Source organism: Gloeothece verrucosa PCC 7822 (assembly GCF_000147335.1).
GTDB lineage: Bacteria > Cyanobacteriota > Cyanobacteriia > Cyanobacteriales > Microcystaceae > Gloeothece > Gloeothece verrucosa.
The window spans coordinates 1,959,858-1,979,467 of the sequence record NC_014501.1; the positions used below are offsets into that span (position 1 = coordinate 1,959,858).

At 38.7% G+C, this 19,610-nt stretch carries 14 protein-coding genes and 1 tRNA gene; 4 read left to right on the top strand and 11 right to left on the bottom strand.

What is annotated here, in order from left to right; genetic code table 11:
- The first annotated feature begins 9 nt into the window (after positions 1-9).
- Entirely contained in the window at positions 10-1,299 is a 1,290-nt protein-coding gene (locus CYAN7822_RS08710; RefSeq protein WP_013321880.1) for a flotillin family protein, read from the top strand.
- Positions 1,300-1,350: 51 nt separating this feature from the next.
- Here the strand turns inward: CYAN7822_RS08710 and CYAN7822_RS08715 are convergent, their stop codons facing one another.
- The 4 genes from CYAN7822_RS08715 to CYAN7822_RS08730 are packed head-to-tail and all read right to left on the bottom strand — an operon-like array spanning position 1,351 to position 7,879.
- Positions 1,351-2,508, bottom strand: a complete 1,158-nt coding sequence (locus CYAN7822_RS08715; protein WP_013321881.1) for a DUF3322 domain-containing protein — start codon at positions 2,506-2,508, stop codon at positions 1,351-1,353.
- A complete protein-coding gene (locus CYAN7822_RS08720; protein WP_013321882.1) occupies positions 2,486-5,860 on the bottom strand; it encodes an ATP-binding protein in 3,375 nt (1,124 codons plus the stop codon). The genes CYAN7822_RS08715 and CYAN7822_RS08720 overlap by 23 nt, the downstream gene beginning before the upstream one ends.
- Positions 5,838-6,416, bottom strand: coding sequence for a DUF4194 domain-containing protein (locus CYAN7822_RS08725; RefSeq protein ID WP_013321883.1), 579 nt, complete (start codon positions 6,414-6,416; stop codon positions 5,838-5,840). The genes CYAN7822_RS08720 and CYAN7822_RS08725 overlap by 23 nt, the downstream gene beginning before the upstream one ends.
- A 2-nt stretch (positions 6,417-6,418) precedes the next feature.
- Positions 6,419-7,879, bottom strand: a complete 1,461-nt coding sequence (locus CYAN7822_RS08730; RefSeq protein ID WP_157871796.1) for a DUF3375 domain-containing protein — start codon at positions 7,877-7,879, stop codon at positions 6,419-6,421.
- A 371-nt stretch (positions 7,880-8,250) separates the two neighbouring features.
- Between CYAN7822_RS08730 and lysS the strand changes: the two genes are divergently transcribed.
- A complete protein-coding gene (gene lysS / locus CYAN7822_RS08735) occupies positions 8,251-9,435 on the top strand; it encodes a homocitrate synthase (RefSeq protein WP_013321885.1) in 1,185 nt (394 codons plus the stop codon).
- A gap of 14 nt (positions 9,436-9,449) precedes the next feature.
- Here lysS and CYAN7822_RS08740 read toward each other — a convergent pair whose 3' ends face one another.
- The 6 genes from CYAN7822_RS08740 to CYAN7822_RS08765 all read right to left on the bottom strand — a co-directional run bounded on the left by CYAN7822_RS08740 (position 9,450) and on the right by CYAN7822_RS08765 (position 15,450).
- The gene (locus CYAN7822_RS08740; RefSeq protein WP_013321886.1) at positions 9,450-9,944 is read right to left on the bottom strand and encodes a universal stress protein; all 495 of its coding nucleotides are present in this window, start codon (positions 9,942-9,944) and stop codon (positions 9,450-9,452) included.
- 116 nt (positions 9,945-10,060) lie between these two features.
- Positions 10,061-11,263 carry an AbrB family transcriptional regulator gene (locus CYAN7822_RS08745; protein ID WP_013321887.1) on the bottom strand — a complete coding sequence of 401 codons (1,203 nt, stop codon included), beginning with the start codon at positions 11,261-11,263 and terminating at the stop codon, positions 10,061-10,063.
- A 490-nt stretch (positions 11,264-11,753) separates the two neighbouring features.
- The gene (locus tag CYAN7822_RS08750; protein ID WP_013321888.1) at positions 11,754-13,175 is read right to left on the bottom strand and encodes a slr1306 family protein; all 1,422 of its coding nucleotides are present in this window, start codon (positions 13,173-13,175) and stop codon (positions 11,754-11,756) included.
- A 231-nt stretch (positions 13,176-13,406) separates the two neighbouring features.
- A complete protein-coding gene (locus CYAN7822_RS08755) occupies positions 13,407-14,264 on the bottom strand; it encodes a DNA-methyltransferase (RefSeq protein ID WP_013321889.1) in 858 nt (285 codons plus the stop codon).
- A gap of 82 nt (positions 14,265-14,346) precedes the next feature.
- Positions 14,347-14,420: transfer RNA gene (locus CYAN7822_RS08760), tRNA-Met, on the bottom strand.
- Between the two features lie 67 nt (positions 14,421-14,487).
- Entirely contained in the window at positions 14,488-15,450 is a 963-nt protein-coding gene (locus CYAN7822_RS08765; RefSeq protein ID WP_041933182.1) for an undecaprenyl-diphosphate phosphatase, read from the bottom strand.
- 246 nt (positions 15,451-15,696) lie between these two features.
- Here CYAN7822_RS08765 and CYAN7822_RS08770 point away from each other — a divergent pair, with 246 nt between their 5' ends.
- Both CYAN7822_RS08770 and CYAN7822_RS08775 read left to right on the top strand, forming a co-directional pair.
- A complete protein-coding gene (locus CYAN7822_RS08770; protein WP_425365336.1) occupies positions 15,697-16,368 on the top strand; it encodes a DUF3120 domain-containing protein in 672 nt (223 codons plus the stop codon).
- A 1,175-nt stretch (positions 16,369-17,543) separates the two neighbouring features.
- The gene (locus CYAN7822_RS08775) at positions 17,544-18,545 is read left to right on the top strand and encodes an adenylate/guanylate cyclase domain-containing protein (protein WP_013321892.1); all 1,002 of its coding nucleotides are present in this window, start codon (positions 17,544-17,546) and stop codon (positions 18,543-18,545) included.
- A 16-nt stretch (positions 18,546-18,561) separates the two neighbouring features.
- Here CYAN7822_RS08775 and lipB read toward each other — a convergent pair whose 3' ends face one another.
- Positions 18,562-19,206, bottom strand: coding sequence for a lipoyl(octanoyl) transferase LipB (gene lipB / locus CYAN7822_RS08780; protein ID WP_013321893.1), 645 nt, complete (start codon positions 19,204-19,206; stop codon positions 18,562-18,564).
- Positions 19,207-19,610: the final 404 nt, after the last annotated feature.

The window sequence follows — 19,610 nt, forward strand, 5'->3', positions numbered from 1 at the left end:
GAAATAGAGATGGAATTAATTATTATCTTACTAGGATTGTTGGGTTTAGGCACCGGCGCTTCGATGATGGTAATTCGGAATTATTACTATATTTGTCAGCCGAGTGAAGTGTTAATCTTTGCCGGCAGTCGACAAAAAACCGCCAACGATCAAACCATTGGTTATCGGTTAGTGAAAGGGGGCAGTAGTATCAAAGTTCCCTTGGTAGAAGAAGTCTTCCGCATGGACTTAACTAATATGATCATTGATCTCAAGGTAGTTAATGCCTATTCAAAAGGAGGAGTTCCCCTGATTGTAGAGGGTGTTGCTAATATCAAAATTGCCGGAGAAGAACCCTTAATTCACAATGCTATCGAACGATTATTAGGCAAAAAACGCAAGGAAATTGAACAACTGGCGAAAGAAACGTTAGAAGGGAATTTAAGAGGAGTATTAGCCAGCCTTACTCCTGAAGAAGCCAACGCCGATCAGATCACTTTTGCGAAAATTTTATTAGAAGAAGCCGAAGATGATTTACAACAATTAGGACTGGTATTAGACAGTCTTCAAATTCAAAAAATTTCTGATGAAGTGCGTTATCTTGATTCCATTGGGCGTAAATCCAGCGCGGAACTTTTTCGAGATGCCCGCATTGGTGAAGCTAAAGCCAAAGCTGAGTCAATTATTAAAGATTCAGCTAATAAAAGAATTACCGCTCTCAGACGCATTCAACGAGACTTAGAAATTGCTAAAGCTGATGCTGAAAAACGGGTGCGGGATGCTCAAACTAAGCGAGTGGCTATGATTGCTGAGGTAGAATCTATTGTTATGGCAGAATTGGCTAGGGTAGAGGCAGAGGTTAAGGTACAGACAGAAAGAATTAAGCAGGTTGAACAACAGTTACAAGCGGATGTTATTGCGCCGGCAGAAGCGGAATGTCAACGAATGATCGCTAATGCTCAGGGTGAAGCGGCTAAAATTGTTGAAGATGGAAAAGCACAAGCAGAAGGAACGAAAAAATTAGCCGAGTCTTGGAAAGGGGCTGGAAGTAGTGCGAAAGAGATTTTCTTGTTCCAAAAGTTAGAATTATTGTTGAAATTGATGGCGGCTAGTGTACCAGAAGTAGCGATTGATAATGTTACAGTGATTGATGGAAATAATGGAACTCCGGTGGCGAAAATAGCCTCATTAATGGAACAATTACGACAGGCGACAGGAGTAGATGTGGCGCAAATTGCTGGACAATTGAGTGCCGAGAAACCGAAAAGTAATGGGGTAGTACATTCCGAAAAACCCTTATTAGATTTGAAAAAGTTGTAAGCAAGTCAACCCATAGCTGTAGAGGCGTTATCTACAACGTCTCTACTTTTTTTATTTGAATAGGTTTTGTAAATACTCATTAACAAAATTCTGGCTGATGCGTTCTTGTTCTAATCGTTTTTGGTGTTGTTTTAAATATACATATAGGTGATATTCTTCGGCTGTAAGATGGGGAATATTTTCTATTTTTGATGTAACACCGCTTACGGTAAATTCTTCAAAACTTTTAAAGGTTTGTTCGTCCATCATCACCGAAACTGTATGAGGAAAATAACCTCTAAATTGAGAAAGTATTTCAAACCCATGAGTATCTAAATCACCCCAATAAAAAAGGGGACAGTCAGCTAACCAACTTACAGATTTTAAAGCTTGTACAGCATAGCCACCGCCCCATATAGCACAAGTATTTATTAAGGGAGGAAGCGTCAAAAAATTCATCAAATTTTCAGTAATAATAAAGCGATGTGGTTGGAAATTGAGTTCCCTAAATTCAGATATTGGCGTTTGAAAATCAGAAATGGGAAATTTATAGATTTTTTTGATACTGTTATCTAAAATCCTTAATCGTATTAGCGGCTCCCGATATTTTAAATAAAATCTTTTTTCAAATGAATGTTCTTTTGGCGATTCCACTGATTGGAGAGCGTCAGGAGGTAATATATTTTCTAGAAGAGAGCGAATAATTGTTTGATTTTCTTCAATAAATTTAGTATGAACTTGGATTGGTAATTCTCGGATATAAAGATTGGGTCTAGGATTTTTTTGAAAGTATTGGCAAACTTTAAGTAAATCTTCCCATTTTTCGGTATGCTGAATAACTTTTAGAGGATTATCATAAATCCAGTTTTCTAGCTCAGGAACTTTCAGTCTAATTAACTCTATATCTCTCTTAAATTGAGTCAATTCTTTTTCTTTATTAATGAACTTTAAATAATCAATTTCTGTCTCAATCGTAATCCGTTCTGGTAATGATTGATGACCGTATTTGTGTGTATTACGAGTTTTTAACTCAAGATTATACCCATAACCTAAAGTTTGTTTTGATTGTTCAATCAGTACGATAACTTCATTTCGTAAAGCGATAAAATCTTTGGGCAATGTTCCTATAGGAAAGTCTTTAGGAAAAAAACATTCAGCTTTAACTACTGCCTTGAGTAAGTCAGGATAAAGACGTTCAGCCTTTTTTTTAATTTCCGAAGGATTGATCATTAGCTTTGTTTAATACTTGATTGCGTTTTTTTTGATATTCTTCAATAGAGATTGAGTGAATCTGAGAATAACTATAATCAGAATTATTACAAACAAAATGTAAATTAATAATATAGGGTTCAATTACATTAATTTTATCTTTAGGAGTAATAACTAACAGTTGTAAATTTAAGTTTTTAAATAATTCCATTGCATAACGAGCATAATTATCATCTAACTTACTAAACGCTTCATCAATGACTACAAATCGAAATGATTTACTTCTTGAATCTTCTTGATTAAGACCAAACTGATAGGCAATTGAGGATGCTAAAATTGTATAAGCAAACTTGGCTTTTTGTCCTCCAGACTTTCCTGAAGAGTCGGTATGATGTTCTTTTTCTGAATGATCTGATCGATAACGCTCACTGACGGAAAAGTTTAACCAGTTGCGTACATCTATAACTTTATTTTTCCATCTTTCCTCCTCTTTAAATCGTTTAATGAGACGTTCTTGAATATTTTTAAATCTTTTTTCATTATCCTCAGCACCGTATTCTACTATTTTACCTAGACAGATTTTTAAGTCGTTTCTAAATTCTAGAATTTCTGTATCACGGGTCATTTCATAACACAATTCAATATAAGTCGAATCTGTATAATTAATTTCTCGTAAGCACTGATTCAGTTGATCGATATTATCTTGAATCTCTTCCTCCTGTTTTTCTAAAGAAGTTTTAAACCAAGAAATCTCTTGTATAACTTTTTCATTCATGAGTTTTTTAAAATTTTCCTCATGACGAGGTAAATCATCACGCTCAATTTTATCTTGCAGAGCCAAATATGCCGGTAAAAAATCGACCGAAGTCCCTAAATTTAGAGTAAATTCTGGGAATTCCTTAAGAAATTTGTCAGTCACCCTATAAATTAAGTTTTTACAGCCATTTTGCTTTTCCTTCTCTCTGTCGATTGTACTTGATACTAACTCGATAATTTCCTTTTCAATTTCAGCAATTGTGTTTATGCTCAGTTCCTTTTTTTTCAGTTGTTTAGTAAACCAGGGAATTAATTCATCTATTTCTTGTGGTAAAAACTGACTAAGTTTAAGTTCACACAGGGACTGAGAGAATTGAAAATTTTGCTGCTTAGTTTTTAGTCTTCCTATTTCTTGCATCAATTGATCCCGTTGTTCAGTTGCATCTTGAATTTGCTGCTTAACCTCTTTAAGTTGTTCTTTTAATTGGTTCAAGTGAGCGGAACTAGCTTCTAATTCTTTTAGCTGCCGCTCCAGGTCTTGTAATTCAAGATGTACTGAGCGCCAATCAATCTCTATAAAATCTGTAAAAGTCTTAAAAGCTTGCAACAAAGATTGTTGGTTTTTGTATTGACTGCCCTGATCTTTTAAGTCTTGGATATGTTTTTGAACTTGACCTAACTCTTCGTTAATTTCCTTTAGTTCTGCTTCAAGCACTTTAATTTTATTCGCATTATTCCAACCTAAGATATAGTGACGACGATCATCAATTCGAGAGCGATCATTTTTTTCATGTTGTTCTTCCCCATGCTTAATTAACCCATTACGAGTAATGGCGCGAGTTTCGTGCTGAAGCTGTTCTTCACTATCACAGCAAACATAGCTAAAGTGCTGTACTAATTGTTCCCGTAACCAGTTAAAAAATATATTATTGTCATTCTTAATGTCTAACTTATGAGGAATTTGTTGAAGAGAAAAAGCCCGTGCTGTTGGGTTAGGGGTTGAGGGTTTAACCCGATAATAGACTAAACGTCCCTTTAAATGATTGGCTTGTACATAGGCATTAACAGCGCGATAGTGTTGCTCTGGAACGAGGATACACAACCCAAAACCTCTTAATAGTCGTTCAATAGCTCCCTCCCATTCCTGAGCTTCTAAACGTACTTGCAAGAGTTCTCCGACAAAAGGTAAGTCGGTTTCATCTAAATTTAGATGGGCAATAAGGCGCTCACGGATTTGTAAATTTTCTGAGGGAATTTGATTTTTTCGTTGGCGTAAAGATTTTATTTCGTTTTCAAGCGGCTCTATTTTGCGGTTTAAATCATTTTGTTGGATTTTATGGCCGTCTAATTTATTTCCAATCTCCTCCAAAGCTAATTGAATTGTTTGAGCGAGATCTTCTGCTTGTTTTTTTGCCCTGTAAAATCCATCTCTATCTAGGTATGTAGGCAACTTTAACGATTTTGCATAGCGATCGTACTTTTCTGCTTGGTGTTTTCTTCGGTTAACTTCTTTCTGACGTTGCTCGCTTTTTTCCTTGAGTTCATTTAAACGTTGTCCAACGCTGTCATTTTCAATAGCAATTACTAAACGTTGTTCGTTTTGCCGCAAATCTTTAAGACGGTCATCACATTCTTTCTGATGATCTTGAGATTGATTTAGTTGTCGCTCGATTTTTTCTAGTTCTTCAGTAAGTAGAGCTAATTTTAGTCTTGCAATATAGGCTGGAGTGAGCTTTTTAAGACGTTGTAAAAATTCAATTTCTTCTGTGGATTTGTGAAGTTTTTTCTCCTCTTCTTTGAGGGGTTCGAGAATTTCTAATTGTTTTTTTTCTTGGCAAATCGCCTGGTAAGAAACGGTTAAATCTTGATAAAATTCGATTAAGTTATTAATTTTAGTTTGAATATCAGTTTTTTGTAACATATGATTGCGGATAAAATCATTCAATCCCCCGATTTCTTTAATACTGACTGTTTGATTAAATAAATCTAATGCTTTTTCTGACTGTAAACCCAAAAGTTTCCGAAAGCGTTGACTGTATTTAATAAATTCCTCAAAAATTTCTGCTCCGGATGCTTTTAAAGCTTTTTTTAACTCGGAAGTATGCTTAAATTTGCTAAAATGGGAAGTAATACTTAAATTATCATTAGCAATAACAAAAAACTTTTTTAGCGCGCTCTGTTCCATCCATAGCACTTGAGCAAGGGTGACTTTTTGTTGAGTGAGTTCATTTAAAAAATAAGCCAGTACAACGGTAAGTTTTCCTTCCTTTCGGAGTAATTTAGATTTAGAACCATAAAATTCTTCGTTACGAATCTGACCATAAGCGCCTTGCACGTAGCTTTTTTCATCTCGCTCTTTTTTTCCCGTCATGCTAGAAGCTTGGTTATAGTTACGCTTTTTGTTAGGTACGAGTAGAGTCAGTAGTCCATCTACTAGAGTCGACTTTCCAGAACCATTTGCCCCTGTTAGTAGTCCTGTTTTGCCGCCTAAATTCACTACCCAGGGACGTTGATCAAAAGTTCCCCAGTTATAAACTTCAAACCGTTGTAAGCGAAAACCAGCTAAATCGTCATTGTTGGAATAACCATTTTGTTCAATCAGGAGAGGAAGTTGCATAAGCTTCTAGCTTTTGTTTTAAGAGAGCGAGTTGATCAGCATCGATTTTGGCTTTAAGAATGGGTAAGACTTGATAGCTTTCGTCTTCCTGAGAAAGCCGCCTCAAAAATCCTAACTCTCGGACTTTTCCTACTAAGCGCTCAACTTCAAGCCGCAATCTATCTTCATTATTCCCATCTGGCAGATAAAGTTTTAACATCTCTCGAATTTTTTCGATATTGAGTACCAATTGTCCTGTGGTACTATTAGTGTCAAACTTTCGCCATTCTTCCCGCAGCAATACACACAAAAGGGTTACTCGAAAGGTTAAGGGATTACGTCTCGTCAAACGAGGAAGAGGTTCAGATTTATCCTGCGGATCGGGATCGGGTTGTTCTAAATAAGCAAATCCATCTGTTTCGTGATTACGAACTTCTAAGCCAATTTGAGCAAAATATTTTTGAATCGCTGTTAGATAAGTTTGTAATTGGTTCCAGTGAACATCGTCACTATACATTGCTCCTTGTAAAAGTTTAAGGATAGCAGGAGCGTAGGGTAGTGTTGATTGAGGTAACATCGTTAAAATAAGCGTCTAAAAATTACTTGTGGGAGCGTAAGCCGCAACTGTTTTTCAGGTTCTAAGCTGGCAACTCGAATAGATTCTTTTATATTATCATTGAGTAAATGTTGCTCAGATTTACTGGCAATGGCTAAATAGGCCACAATCTCTGATAATCCTTGCTCTACAGGATATATTTCCACTAACTCGGCTAAAGTGACTTGTGGGCGATGCTCTAAAGCTTGTGCAATACGCCGCTCTAATTCCGTCTCATCTACATACAATTGATGATAAAGCTCGGTTAGTTCTTCATCCAGATTCACTGGCGGCAAATTGTCAAAATTTAATGAAAAAGTCGGGGGTTTACACTCTTCGAGGTCATGCAAACGACGTTCCATTACTAAATTGACGTTCGGTTCTCCTTCTAATACGAAAAAATCCTCATCAAGTGGGGGCTGCTTCGCTACTCTTATGGCAAGACCTTCTATTTCTCTAATTAATTCAGCAACGCGCCTATTTTCGCTTAAATTGCTCTCATCGAGCATTTGACGCAGTTTTTCGGCTAGTCGATGGTTGGATTGAATAATCTGTTCTCCTGCATCCATCAAATGACGTTCAATCCGACGTAGTAACCCGTATTTTTGCATTAAAGAACGTAACTCGTCTAAGTTATAAACTTCTTGAATTAAAGACTTTAGTTCTCGCTGTTGATCCCCAGACATTAAAAAGTTCCAAAACCCGTAGAAACTGCGCCCCTGATCCGATTCTTTTATTTCTTGATCAGCATTTAAAACACGGCCCACTACAGAACCTTTATAGGAATTTTCTTGAAGTTGCTCTTCTTGTATAGTGCGAGTTAGTGCCCGAAACCTTTCTGTTACTTCGGCAAAATCTCCCAACAATTCACTAGCAACATTATTAGCTAGAATAAATTTTTCTTTAATTTTAGTGCTATCGTAACGAGTCACTACGCCAGTTTGTCGAATCTTGTCAATTTCTTGCTGTATGCGATCGCGTTCCTCTTCGAGTTGCGCTAACCGGGTTTCTACATCTGTGGTACTGTAATCCCGAATTTCTTTGAGCAAGTCGAAGATATGGTAAAATCGAGATTCAGTTACCACAAATTCAGGCGGTTGTATTAGTTCTCCCAACCACTTAAGCACTTTTTCAATTGCAGGAGTTAGCTTAAAGACAGGATCATCACTCCCTGGTTCATAAGTTTTTCTTAAATATTGGTCATCACACCACTGATTAAGGTATTGTTGAGGCGATTGCGGATAAGCCCCTTCTGCCTCACTTTCTCGAATGAACTCTAAATAATCTTCTAATTTGCTGGTTAATTCTGAGTTTTTAATGGCAGTTCGCTGATTTTCCTTAAACTGTTTGTGAAGAAAACTTACAATTAAAGGAGCATTTTGACTTCTTAACAGTTGAAGACTAGAAGAATGTTTCAATTCATTTTTAATTTGGTCATAGTCCATAAACATTTAACCCTCATAAATTTAAGCTAATTTTAATTATCTAAACATCCATAATATGTATATATTAAAAATATTTTAAGGAATTCTTATTTTTCTCGATTGCCTGCTACCTGTTCCCTTATAATACGATTTCTAGTAATGTGATTGGAGATAGGCTATAATTTTAGTAGGAATTTAGGGCAATCTATAAATGTAACTCTTTAAATGTTCTCAAAGCAAAAATGAGTCATGGACAAGAGCTATAATCAGGCATTATAAGAGACAAGAACAGAAGCCTCGGAGCAGTGATCGCATGGTTTCTCTTCTAGAAGTCCTTTAATATGCAAAATTTCCCTTTAAAGTTGAAACCGTTACCATCAGGACTAGAACTAATGTCACCGATTCAGTTTGCAATTATTGACAGTACCTTGCGAGAGGGCGAACAATTTTGTAAAGCGAATTTTTCCTCAGATGATAAAGTTGAAATTGCCAGAGAACTCGATGCTTTTGGTGTTGAATACATTGAAGTAACATCCCCCTGTGCTTCTCCTCAATCCTTTAGAGATTGCCAACATTTAGCTCAATTAGGCTTACAATCTAAACTATTAACTCACATACGCTGTCATCTAGAAGATGCCAAAAAAGCTTTAGATACAGGCGTGAATGGCATCAATTTGTTTTTTGGAACTTCTAGCCTTTTGCGGGAATTTGGTCATGGGAAAAATATTGATCAAATTGTGGCAATGGCAACCGAAGTAATTACTTTTATACACCAACAAAGCCCCCTAATTGAGTTACGTTTTTCTACTGAAGATTCTTTTCGCAGTTCCTTTTCAGATTTACTGCGGGTGTATTTGGCTATTGATCGTTTAGGAATTATTACTCGTTTTGGGATCGCTGATACCGTAGGAGTTGCTACCCCCAATCAAGTTTTTAATCTGGTGCAGACTTTACGTCAGTGTACCGATACAGATATTGAGTTTCATGGTCATAATGATACTGGTTGCGCCATCGCTAATAGCTACGCCGCTCTAGAAGCCGGTGCGACTCATATTGATACTACCGTCTTAGGGATTGGTGAGCGCAATGGGATCACTCCTTTAGCCGGGCTGATTTCGCGCCTTTATACCCTTGATCCCGAACAGTTAGCCCGTAAATACCGCCTACATCAATTGTTACCATTACATCAGCTAGTAGCGGCTCGCGTGGGTATTTCTATCCCGATGGACCACTATATCATTGGCGAAGCGGCTTTTACTCACAAAGCCGGTGTTCATACTCAAGCTATCCTCAATAATCCTAAAACTTATGAAGCCATTGATCCGGGTGATTTTGGTTTAAAACGTTCATTTTTGATCAATCACAAACTGACAGGAAAACACGCTATTGCTCATCGCGCTAATGAACTCGGACTCTGTGTCGATCAAATTCAACTTCAAATCATTGCCCAAAAAATTAAAGCTTTGGCTGATCAGCAACAGCTTACTCTCGATCATATCGATGAAATTTTGCAATCTAGCTTTGGGGATCAAACTAATCAAAATTATGCTCAATTAGAACCCCTAGCAGGAAGATAGGAAAAACAGTATTATTAACTCCCTGATTGCACAAGATGTATACAACAGTGACTACGATGAATTACATAACTACTAACACTTCCTAGTAAGATTTCACTCAGCTTAGACTGTCCTCTACGTCCGATAACAATTAGGTCGGTTTTCCATTCACTAGCAAAATGACAAATAGCAGACCCCGGACTGCCATAAACCTGAGTATAATCAGTTTTAACGCCTTCTTGTTCAGCTTTTTCTTGGTAGTTTTTCAGCTTCTCTTCGCATTCTCGCTGGAATTTTTGCCATTCTTTTTGATATTCTTGTGTGATGACAATGTCATAGCCAGTTGCATAAGGGACAAACCTGACAGGACTATCGGAAGCATTTTCTGATAATACGTGCAGTAACATTAACTGGGGTGCGGAACTCGTTCCGCACTGTGATCCCCAAGATTTAGCTAGAGTCAATCCTACGGTAAAAACCTGCTCTGAGGCCGGGGAATTGTCGAGAGCAACTAAGATTCTTTGATACATAGTGCCTCCTATCAAAGGAATGCTTTTACTCAAGCTCCTATTTACTATTATTGACTCTAGTATGGGTTTTGGAATCGAAAAGAAAACAATCTTAAAACCTAGTTTGAATCCCTCAATCAGACTTTTGCTTGAGATGGACTCGAGTCCGGAACCGCTTCGGGAGCATGAGAACTTTTAACTCGCTTGGCTAAAAACCCAACCAACCAGGGAGCAATTAAAATAATCCCTAGCATCCGCGTTAATTGCATCGCTAACACTAATCCTGTATCTCCCCCTAGCTGCATTACGGTAGCAATCATGGCCTCAATACCCCCAGGCGTAAATCCTAAAATAGCGGTTGAAGTTTCCACTCCTGTTAAGACATGAAACTCGTATCCTATTCCCAGACAAATTAAACTTAAAACGCATACTAAAGCGATCTCGATGTACACAGCTTTTAAGAGTTTTCGGGCCACTTCCCAGTCAAATTGAACCCCGATAGAAATTCCTAATAATAACAGTCCTCCATTAAAAACAGAGCGAGGAATTTCTATAGAATAAGGAAGTAACCAAAACACGATTAACCCCACAAAAAAAGGCCCTAAAAATCCTGCCGAGGGAAATTTTAACCGTTTTCCTAGCCAGATTCCTAAGCCGCCACAGATAGCCACGATTAATAAATTGAGATATAGAGGTAAGGTTGAAAGATCGGTTGTAGCTGCAACATTTGCTGCGGTTTGAGCCTCTAATTGAACAGGAAATAAAAAAGTTGCTGTAGCGGGCAATAGCAAAACCACCAATAAAACACGAATGTATTGAATCAAAGCCACAGCGATCGCATCTGCGCCCATTTCTTCACTCATAGCAACAATGCTAGAAGCAGCACCCGGAATAAACCCTAAAAAACCTGTGGCCTGATCAATTCCCGCCCAACGACTTAATAAGTAGCCGTTAAACATACTCAAGCCTCCTGTGGCACAAACACACAACAGCAAAGGAATAAAATAAGTTTTCGCTATCATTACTGTTTCTAGCGAAAAGCGGCTAGCTGTAACCATGCCTATGATAATTTGCGCTATCAATTTAAAATAAGGCGGTAAGGGTTGACGGCTACCTTGCTTAATTGCATAAGCAATTCCTGCCAACATTGGACCTAATAACCAACCGACCGGAATTTTTAGCCAAGAACATACCCAGCCGGCTAATAGGGCTATCACTAGCTGTCCGATAATTTTTTGCGTCTTTGGCCAGGAAACGGTTATTTTTTCTTTGAGTTGAAGGTAGCTATGGGGATAAGCTACAACGTAAGCGTCTGGTAAAAGGGAAATTTTGAAAATCACAGAACTATTGAGAAACTATGGGAAATTTTTTTTATTAAGGAATAGCTTGAAAAACTCAAAATTATCAGTTTTTTAGCTTAATAATCTGGGTTTTTCTCAAAAATTAGTCGTATTTTATTTTTATATTTTTTGAGCTTGGATTAAAAAAACTTATTTTAATCATAAGATTTTTAAGTTTTTTTGTTTAAGAATTTGTACTCAGTTTTATTTTAGAAGTTTGTCTGCTATTTTTGCAACAAAACTTTAAAAAATTTCCCTAGCGCAAATTTCCAAAACAGTTCCTTTCGCTCAGATTTTGAGGCCTTAATCCCATTTGCGAAAGACTTATCCCTTTTCCTATGCTATCAGAATTTTGTAGCAAAATTTACAAAAACTTTAAAAGTCATCAAATTTTGACTCAAGGGCTTTTAGCAAAAACCCCCAGTAGAGACGTGGTATGTTACATCTCTACTAGATTTAACATACATGGATATTTATTGATGCCGACCGTTCAGGAAGAAACCACCGGTAAACGCCCTAGCGCAACTTTAACAAACTCTTGTAAAAAAGCTGTTCTTTGATTTTGGTCAAAAACTTGTTTTAATTTCTCGGTGAATTTCTCTAAATTGAATACTTTTCCTGATGTAATACTTACCTCTTGTTCTTGAAAATATTCAATCAAGCTTAAACCCGCTATGCGAGTTAAATAAGCCGCGCTTACCCCTTGTATAACTCCCCCGGCTACAAAAGTAACCAGATGACTTTTTAATAAACTCCCAAGCGTTTGAGTGGATAACTCTACTAAGCCTAACTTTACCATCAATTTTCCCACAGTTCCCGAGGTGGCTTGAGCTTGAGAAAGAGAAAATTGTTGCTGATAAATTTTGCTCAGATCCACGATCATTTGAGCATTAATAGCAGCCGTTGCCAGTAAATCTAATGCCGCTACCGGGTTAGCAAAAGCACTTGCTGCCACTATCCATTGATATTGTTCCACCACCGGCATCGCCCTTGTGCGTCTTACCCCATTTAATTTTTGTTTGCCTTGTTGTTTCAATTGCATGGCTTCTCGCCAAATCGTTCCCCATATCAATTGCTCTCTTTCTTGGGCAATAATTTGACTTAAGCGGCTTTCTAATATTTCTAAGTTAGCTGTCTGTTTTTCCATCCATTCTTGTACCGAGCCATCTTTTTGATATTGGCGAACTTTAACATCATTGGGAGCCGCAGAAATGGCCATTACATCTTCTTCTCCCATTAGCGGCTGCACTCGGCTTTTTAATTGCTGTACAATCAGGGCTTTTTCTTCAGGTAAATATTGGTCCTGTTTGTTAAAAATGAGGAGAAAACGCTGATAATTTTGTTTATACTCTCCTAAAATTCGCCATTGGGAATCTGTCAAATCTCCATTTACTAAGAACAGCACTAAATCTGAACTTGAAGCGACTTGTTTAGCCGCTATTTCTGTTGTTACTGTTTCGCTACCTAAAGGTTCTGTCTCAACAAAACTGAGATTGGCAGCAATTTTTTCGCTGGCTAAAACTTCTATCAGACTGCTTTTTCCCACTTTTCGCCCACCAGTAACGGCAATTTGTAAGGTTTGCCGCTTAAATCCTTCGGATAACTGAGCAATTTGTTGTTTCAGCACAGAAATATCTTCAAGGGGGGCTTCTGTTTCCAAATCTACCTTAATTTTAAGGGCCTGGCCAATTGCCTCCTCTACGGTTTCTCGTTTTAGAGGCGACAAATAGGACAAGCTGATTTTAGGAGACTTCTGATGCAAAAACCAAAATCCTCCGCCGAGGGCGATCGCACCTAATAGCCCCCATTCTCCCACTTCCATGATTTCATCAGATACGTTATCCCACAACCACAGTAAAAATGATAAGCCAATTCCCGCGACTAAAATCGGCTTGTTTAATTTAACAGCCATCTTTTTCTTCCTCGGAGCTACCCTCGCCTAGATTTTATTGCCTGTTGGCAATGCTTTGTCTATATGTATACTAAGCTGTCGGGCCTTGAGCGGCTAGTGCTTTGTTGAAAGAATTTACTTAGCCGTTGTCAGCTATAAGCTGTTACGCATCTAAATTATTAGTTGAGATCAAGAACCAGGAAAGGGAAAAGAATTCAACGTTTTTCCCAAAATTAAACTTATAAAAATTATTCATTGCAGAAATAAACTCCCAATGGATTCAATCAATCGTCGTTTAGCAATTTCACAATAGTCTAAGTCTAGTTCTACTCCTATTCCTCTCCTCTTATTTCTATAAGCTTCTAACAAGGTTGTAGCACTCCCACAAAAGGGATCAAAGACTAAATCATCTACATAACTAAATAATTTAATACATCTATGAGGTAATTCCCGAGGAAAAGGAGCCGGATGACCGATTCTTTTTTTACTTTCTCCGTTAAATGTCCAGAGTCCATTAGTCCACTCCATAAATTCTTCTTTTTTTAAATCTGATTGTTTAGTGCCATTGGTTTTCTTCCATTGCTCTTTATAAAAAACGACAATTAATTCAACGGGGGCAATAACAAAAGGAGCCGAGGCCGATAACCATGAACCCCAAGCCGTTCTTCGGGAAATATTTCCTTCATTCCAAACGATGGTTGATTGATATTTCCATCCTACTTGTTGAGCAATTGTTGTTAAATCTGCCCCCACACTTCGATTGCCTCCTTTGTTTTTATCTAAGGGAATATTTAAGACAAATCTAGCTTGAGTTTTACTCCAGCGATAGCAATTAGACATCCATTGATGACTAAAATCCAAATAATCTTGATAAGAAAGTTCATCATTGTTAGAGTTATAATTTATCCCTACGTTATAAGGCGGAGAAGTGACGATTAAATCAATAAATTCTTCATCAAACAAATTTTCTAGCGTGCTATCCCCTTGATAAAGGGTTATTTGCTCATGTTCAAAATATTTGGATTTTAGGGCTGTATCGATTTTAGCCCCCCCCATAGGGCTATTAATTGTTGTTTGTTCTGTCTTTTCTTGTTTCTCTTTGGCGGTCACGTTAATCTAGAAAACTTACTATCAATACAATAAAGCCTCACTAAGATAACTTCTAGCAAGGCCTCATGTTTATTTAATTAAGTAGCGGGAGGCGGATTTGAACCACCGACCTTCGGGTTATGAGCCCGACGAGCTACCAGACTGCTCTATCCCGCGTCGCCTTTTCTAGTATAACCCTAAAGTTCTCTAGATAACAAGTTTTTTGCGAAAAATTTTTTTGACTCTATAAACGCCCTAAAGCGATGGCGGCTAAAATGGCTATACCAAAGGCTAACCGATACCAAACAAACACCCAGGTACTCTGCTTTTGCAAATAACGGATCAGCCAAGCGATCGCCAGATAGGAAAAAATGGCGGCTGAAATAACTCCCACGACTAAAGGCACAATTTCACTTTGTCCCACCTTTTCATCGAAAACATCTTTCAACTCTACTAACCCGGCTAAGGTAATGGCGGGAATGCCCAACAAAAAAGAAAAACGAGCCGCCGTCGCCCGTTCTAAATTCATAAATAAACCCGCCGTTAGAGTTGAACCCGAACGAGATACCCCAGGAATAAGGGCTAATGATTGAGCGAGTCCCATTAATAACCCGTCTTGCCAGCGCAATCGTTCAAATTTGCGTTTACGTTGTCCGACTCGTTCCGCTAAAGCTAATAATAAAGACATAACGATGGAAGCCACCGCGATCGTGCCCATACTCCGTAGAGATGAATGATCTAAATCTGGTACTAAAATTTTTAATAAAAATCCAAAAAAGACAATAGGCAGAGTTCCTATAAGAATTCCGATCCCTAGACGAAATTCTAAACATTTATAATCAGATTTTTGGATAGCAAAAAACATTCCTGTGGTAATTTGCCGTAAATCGGCCCAAAAATACCATAATACGGCTGCTATACTGCCGAGTTGGATGATAGCGGTAAAAGCGACCCCAGGATCACCCCATCCTAAAAGCACAGGAATGGCTTTTAAATGAGCCGTGCTACTGATGGGCAAAAATTCGGTTAATCCCTGTACTATTCCCAAGATAATCGCCTGAAAAACGTTAATTTGTGACATTAATGTTTCAGGATGGGTCTGAGGAGAGGATTGGGCTAGAATTACGCGACTATTGGCTAAGGTTAAACTTACACCTAGAACAATGGCACTCAAAAAGGCTAACCTTCGGTGTTTTAGTTTACTCATGTAAAAAACCACTTCTAAACACTTCATCTCAGTCTATCTGATGAGTGTTATTTATAGCTGTATATGATTTTGTTATTTTTTTAAGAATTTGTTTATCATGTATCCCCCCAGGGGGCATATCATAGAGTTATGCTATAGTATGTATTAGAAATGTAAAGATAAGTAAAGAAGAATTAAGGAAAAATTTTGCTAAACCACACCTTGTTTTCAACTACCTCGACAGCGACCCTGAGTTATCTCCAGCAAATAAAAAGCAAGGCCTTGTCACGCTGGAACAGTGAACAGCGCTCTTTGGGATTAACATTCTTAGCCGCCGGATTTTTAGTCTCTGTACCGGTTTTTGTTCAAGCGCCGTTAGTGCGGCTTTGGCCAGCCTTAAGCTTACTGATAACCGTCTTGTGGGTGTGCCTGGGGATGATGCTTCTCAAACGTCCTAAAACTCATCTATGGGGAGATTTAATTTTAGGATTTAGCTGGAGTTGGTTGGCCGGTTCCATCTATTGGGGATGGTATCGAAGCGAACCGACTATTCATCTTCCTATTGAGGCCATTGGTCTACCGTTTGCTTTGTGGGGATTAAGAAAAGGAAACCTTAAAGTAGGAAACTTATTTTATTTAGGGTCTTTGTTGGGAACAGGGGTAACCGATCTCTATTTTTATTTAACCGGTTTAATCGAACATTGGCGGCAAATCATGCTGGTTGATCCCGCTTTAGCCACTCCGATTTTACAAAGCGCGATCGCTATTGTGCAAACGCCTTGGGGGATCAGTTGGGCGATCGTCTTAGCGAATCTACTGCTGGCGATAGGATTATGGTCACTGCAAAAACAACAATCCCATTGGTGGGGATTTAGTGGGGCTGTTTTGAGTACAATTTTAGTGGATAGTTTATTTTGGTTAGCGACTTCTCTGCTGTGACATTCTCCCGACTCCGACCTGCGGTACGGAGCGGGCTTCCTAACCTCGTCCTGAGCTTGCGAAGGATCAGGCATTTCTAGTTACTCCCATTGCTGGGCTTTCGCCACTTATCTAGAACTCGCATTCTACAAACGTATGACACCTCCCACCGTTGGTTCCCCGATAGCCCGACTGCATAGACTTTTTCCTTCCCCAGAGTCCCTGGGTAGTTTCTGCAAAGATTTTTGCGGAAAGCGTGACCTACTTACGGTCAAGTTTTTACCCAGACACCGAGAGTCAACCGATGACTCTAATTTCTGTCTGGAACCCTATAACTTGAGTTGTCAAGGTGCTGTACCGTTCCCAGAGTTTGGAGGTTCCGAATCAATGCCTACCTTTTACTCTCAATCTGGTCAGTGGTTAGCTGATAGAATCATTGTACCATACTGGTAGATCAGATGACCGAAAAAGATTTGCACGTAAGAATTTCCGTCTCGGAGATGAAAAAACTTGAGCGTTACTGCAAGAGAACAAATTAGTTAAAACTTGACACTGTGGATTAAAAACAAGGTTTTAAGAAAAATTTTCTCACAGCCAGCCATTAAAATCTGAGCGGGAAAGTTAGCCAATTTCTCCTGTGGTGAACAATAGTTGCGCCGTTTCCAAAGAAATTAGTAAGTTGACAGAGATCTTGTTCGACTCTTGTCAGTCCTCATCCGGCCTGACTCATCTATAATTAACCCCCATCAAGATGCTACAATATTTTCTGGGTATAGGTTAAAACACCTCTCCTGTACTAGATCCATCCATCTGGCAGCGCGTCAAAAAAATACTACGATTGTCAGGCTTTGTATAGGCAAAATAGAAAACCCAAGTGGCTAACTATTTCCTCTATTAAGAAGCTCGCAGTCCTAGGCAACGCAGCCAATGGGGTAGATTAACAAAAAGCTCATGGCCGTAAGGCCGGTAAGGTGAGACACACCTGAACCTCTCCTAATGAGGAGAAACGCTTGAAAAGCCATCCAAACCTCTGACAGTAGTTAAATAACTAAGACTAGCGTTGGGATGGGACATAACAATTTAAAACCCAAAATAGGGGCAACTCTATGAGGAGAATTGTTAGCTCAAGAATCCGTCATCATCTAGGTAGCGGAGTGTCACAATGAAAATGTTCCTTAATAATTGCTTATGCGACTGTGGAGAAACACGAATCTACTCCCCACTTACTGTTTTCCTCCGAAAAGGGTAAACGTTATTTCTATCTCAGCAGCGATAACCCTAATACCCTAAAAAGTTGCTGGACGGTTGGTCGAGGACACGAAAATGATTTAGTCCTTAGAGATCAATGGATTTCTCGGAATCACGCGATCTTACAAACCACAGAAACCGGAGAGTTTTACTTAATCGATTTGGGAAGCCGCAATGGAACCTTTGTCAATGGACGCAGAGTAGGTATTCCTGTCACCTTACATAATGGTGATCAGATTACATTTGGAAAAACCGAAGTACAGTATTATTGTCCGTCTGAAGAAGCTTCTGTAGGAGGTAAATTCGGCAATTTAGATTTTGTTACCCTCACCGCTACCCTACATGAACGGCAATTAACCTCGGTGGTCGTCGTGGATATGAGAAACTTTACCGTCTTAACACGACAGCTAGATGAAACCATTCTTTCCACTCTAATTGGCAGTTGGTTTAGAGAAGCGGGCGAGATTATTCGTGAAGCCGGCAGTTGGGTTGATAAATACATTGGGGATGCCATAATGGCCATCTGGTTTCACGGTTCTAAAGAAGTTAACCGCAGTGATATTCTCAAGATTTTCCAAGCCGTCAGTAAGTTGAATAAAATGACTCAAAAATTAAGTCGTGAATATCCTGTCCCCTTTGAACTACGTATTGGCGCAGGGATTAATACCGGCTATGCGATGGTGGGCAATACGGGCAGTGGAGATCACCCGGATTATACAGCCATTGGAGATACCGTTAATGCTGCCTTTCGCTTAGAATCAGCCACCAAAGAAATTGGGGCAGATGTAGCCATCGGAGAGAAAACCTATAGCTATTTAGGTGATATAGAAGACGCACAGCAACACTTTCATGAAAATACAGTCCACCTCAAAGGCTATGATACTCCCACCATCACCTATGGAACCACCTTTGAAGAGTTAGATTGTTTCTTAGAAGAAACTAACCCTTAAAGGAGGACAAACACCGCTAAAATTCTTCCCTTAACTCCACTTCAAAAACCTGGGAAAAAGCTTTTTTGAGGTCTTGACGAACTTGCTCTAGGCTAATTTTCTCAATAAAATCGGCTAAACTTCCTACCGGTCGATCCTCGATGCCACAGGGAACAATGCACTCAAAGCCGCTTAAATCCGGGCAAACATTGAGAGCAAAGCCGTGCATCGTGATCCAACGACTCACCTTAATACCGATGGCCGCCACTTTGTACCCTTTTAACCAAACCCCTGTCAACCCCTCAAGACGTTCTCCATTCAGCCCATACATTTTAAGAAGCTCAATAATAACCTCTTCAAGTTGCCGTAAATACCAGTGTAAATCCTGTTTGTAGAAGCGTAAATTCAAAATCGGATAACCCACTAACTGCCCCGGACAATGATAAGTCACTTCACCCCCTCGTTCAATGCGATGAACTTCTATTGGGGAGTCATCAGGGTTAAATTTGAGAAATTTGAGATTAGCACCAGTTCCCAAGGTATAGACCGGAGGATGCTCCAGTAATAAAAGAATATCCTCTAAATTGGGATTTTGGAGTCTTTCTTGCACCAGTGCTTGCTGAATAGTCCAGGCTACAGGATAAGAAACCAAACCTAAATTCTTCAATAAGCACTTTCTCATAAAAATATTAAGTTATGTCAAGGGATGCAAAGGAAAATAAAAAGACAAGGGAAGGTTATGTTTTAAACAATACTAAGATGTTAATCTAAAAGTAGGGAATCATGAACGGAGGTCACACACAACTCAAAAAAATCTCCTGATATGACATCGCTCTTGAACAGCCTTCATTGGTCATTTTCTGATGAACCCAACCGATAAAGAGGTGTCATCACTGAGAAATTTAATAAATAGACCAACGGTTTTATTGTAAGCTAATGTCAGAGGAAGAGTCAAAACCCAAATCAAAACAGCAACCCAGCTTATCACCCTAGTAACTTATCTTGTAAGATCATTCAACTATCTTAATGAAGAAGAGTTCCTACAAGCAATCTACGATTATTTTTGACATTAGTAATAAGGAAAAA

Bases quoted from the DNA above. Each gene is read 5' to 3' on its own strand.
- CYAN7822_RS08725 (WP_013321883.1), bottom strand. From the start codon at position 6,416: ATGTTACCTCAATCAACACTACCCTACGCTCCTGCTATCCTTAAACTT.
- CYAN7822_RS08750 (WP_013321888.1), bottom strand. From the start codon at position 13,175: ATGGCTGTTAAATTAAACAAGCCGATTTTAGTCGCGGGAATTGGCTTA.
- CYAN7822_RS08740 (WP_013321886.1), bottom strand. From the start codon at position 9,944: ATGTATCAAAGAATCTTAGTTGCTCTCGACAATTCCCCGGCCTCAGAG.
- CYAN7822_RS08710 (WP_013321880.1), top strand. From the start codon at position 10: ATGGAATTAATTATTATCTTACTAGGATTGTTGGGTTTAGGCACCGGC.
- CYAN7822_RS08730 (WP_157871796.1), bottom strand. From the start codon at position 7,879: ATGGACTATGACCAAATTAAAAATGAATTGAAACATTCTTCTAGTCTT.
- CYAN7822_RS08715 (WP_013321881.1), bottom strand. From the start codon at position 2,508: ATGATCAATCCTTCGGAAATTAAAAAAAAGGCTGAACGTCTTTATCCT.
- CYAN7822_RS08765 (WP_041933182.1), bottom strand. From the start codon at position 15,450: ATGAGTAAACTAAAACACCGAAGGTTAGCCTTTTTGAGTGCCATTGTT.
- lysS (WP_013321885.1), top strand. From the start codon at position 8,251: ATGTCACCGATTCAGTTTGCAATTATTGACAGTACCTTGCGAGAGGGC.
- lipB (WP_013321893.1), bottom strand. From the start codon at position 19,206: ATGAGAAAGTGCTTATTGAAGAATTTAGGTTTGGTTTCTTATCCTGTA.
- CYAN7822_RS08720 (WP_013321882.1), bottom strand. From the start codon at position 5,860: ATGCAACTTCCTCTCCTGATTGAACAAAATGGTTATTCCAACAATGAC.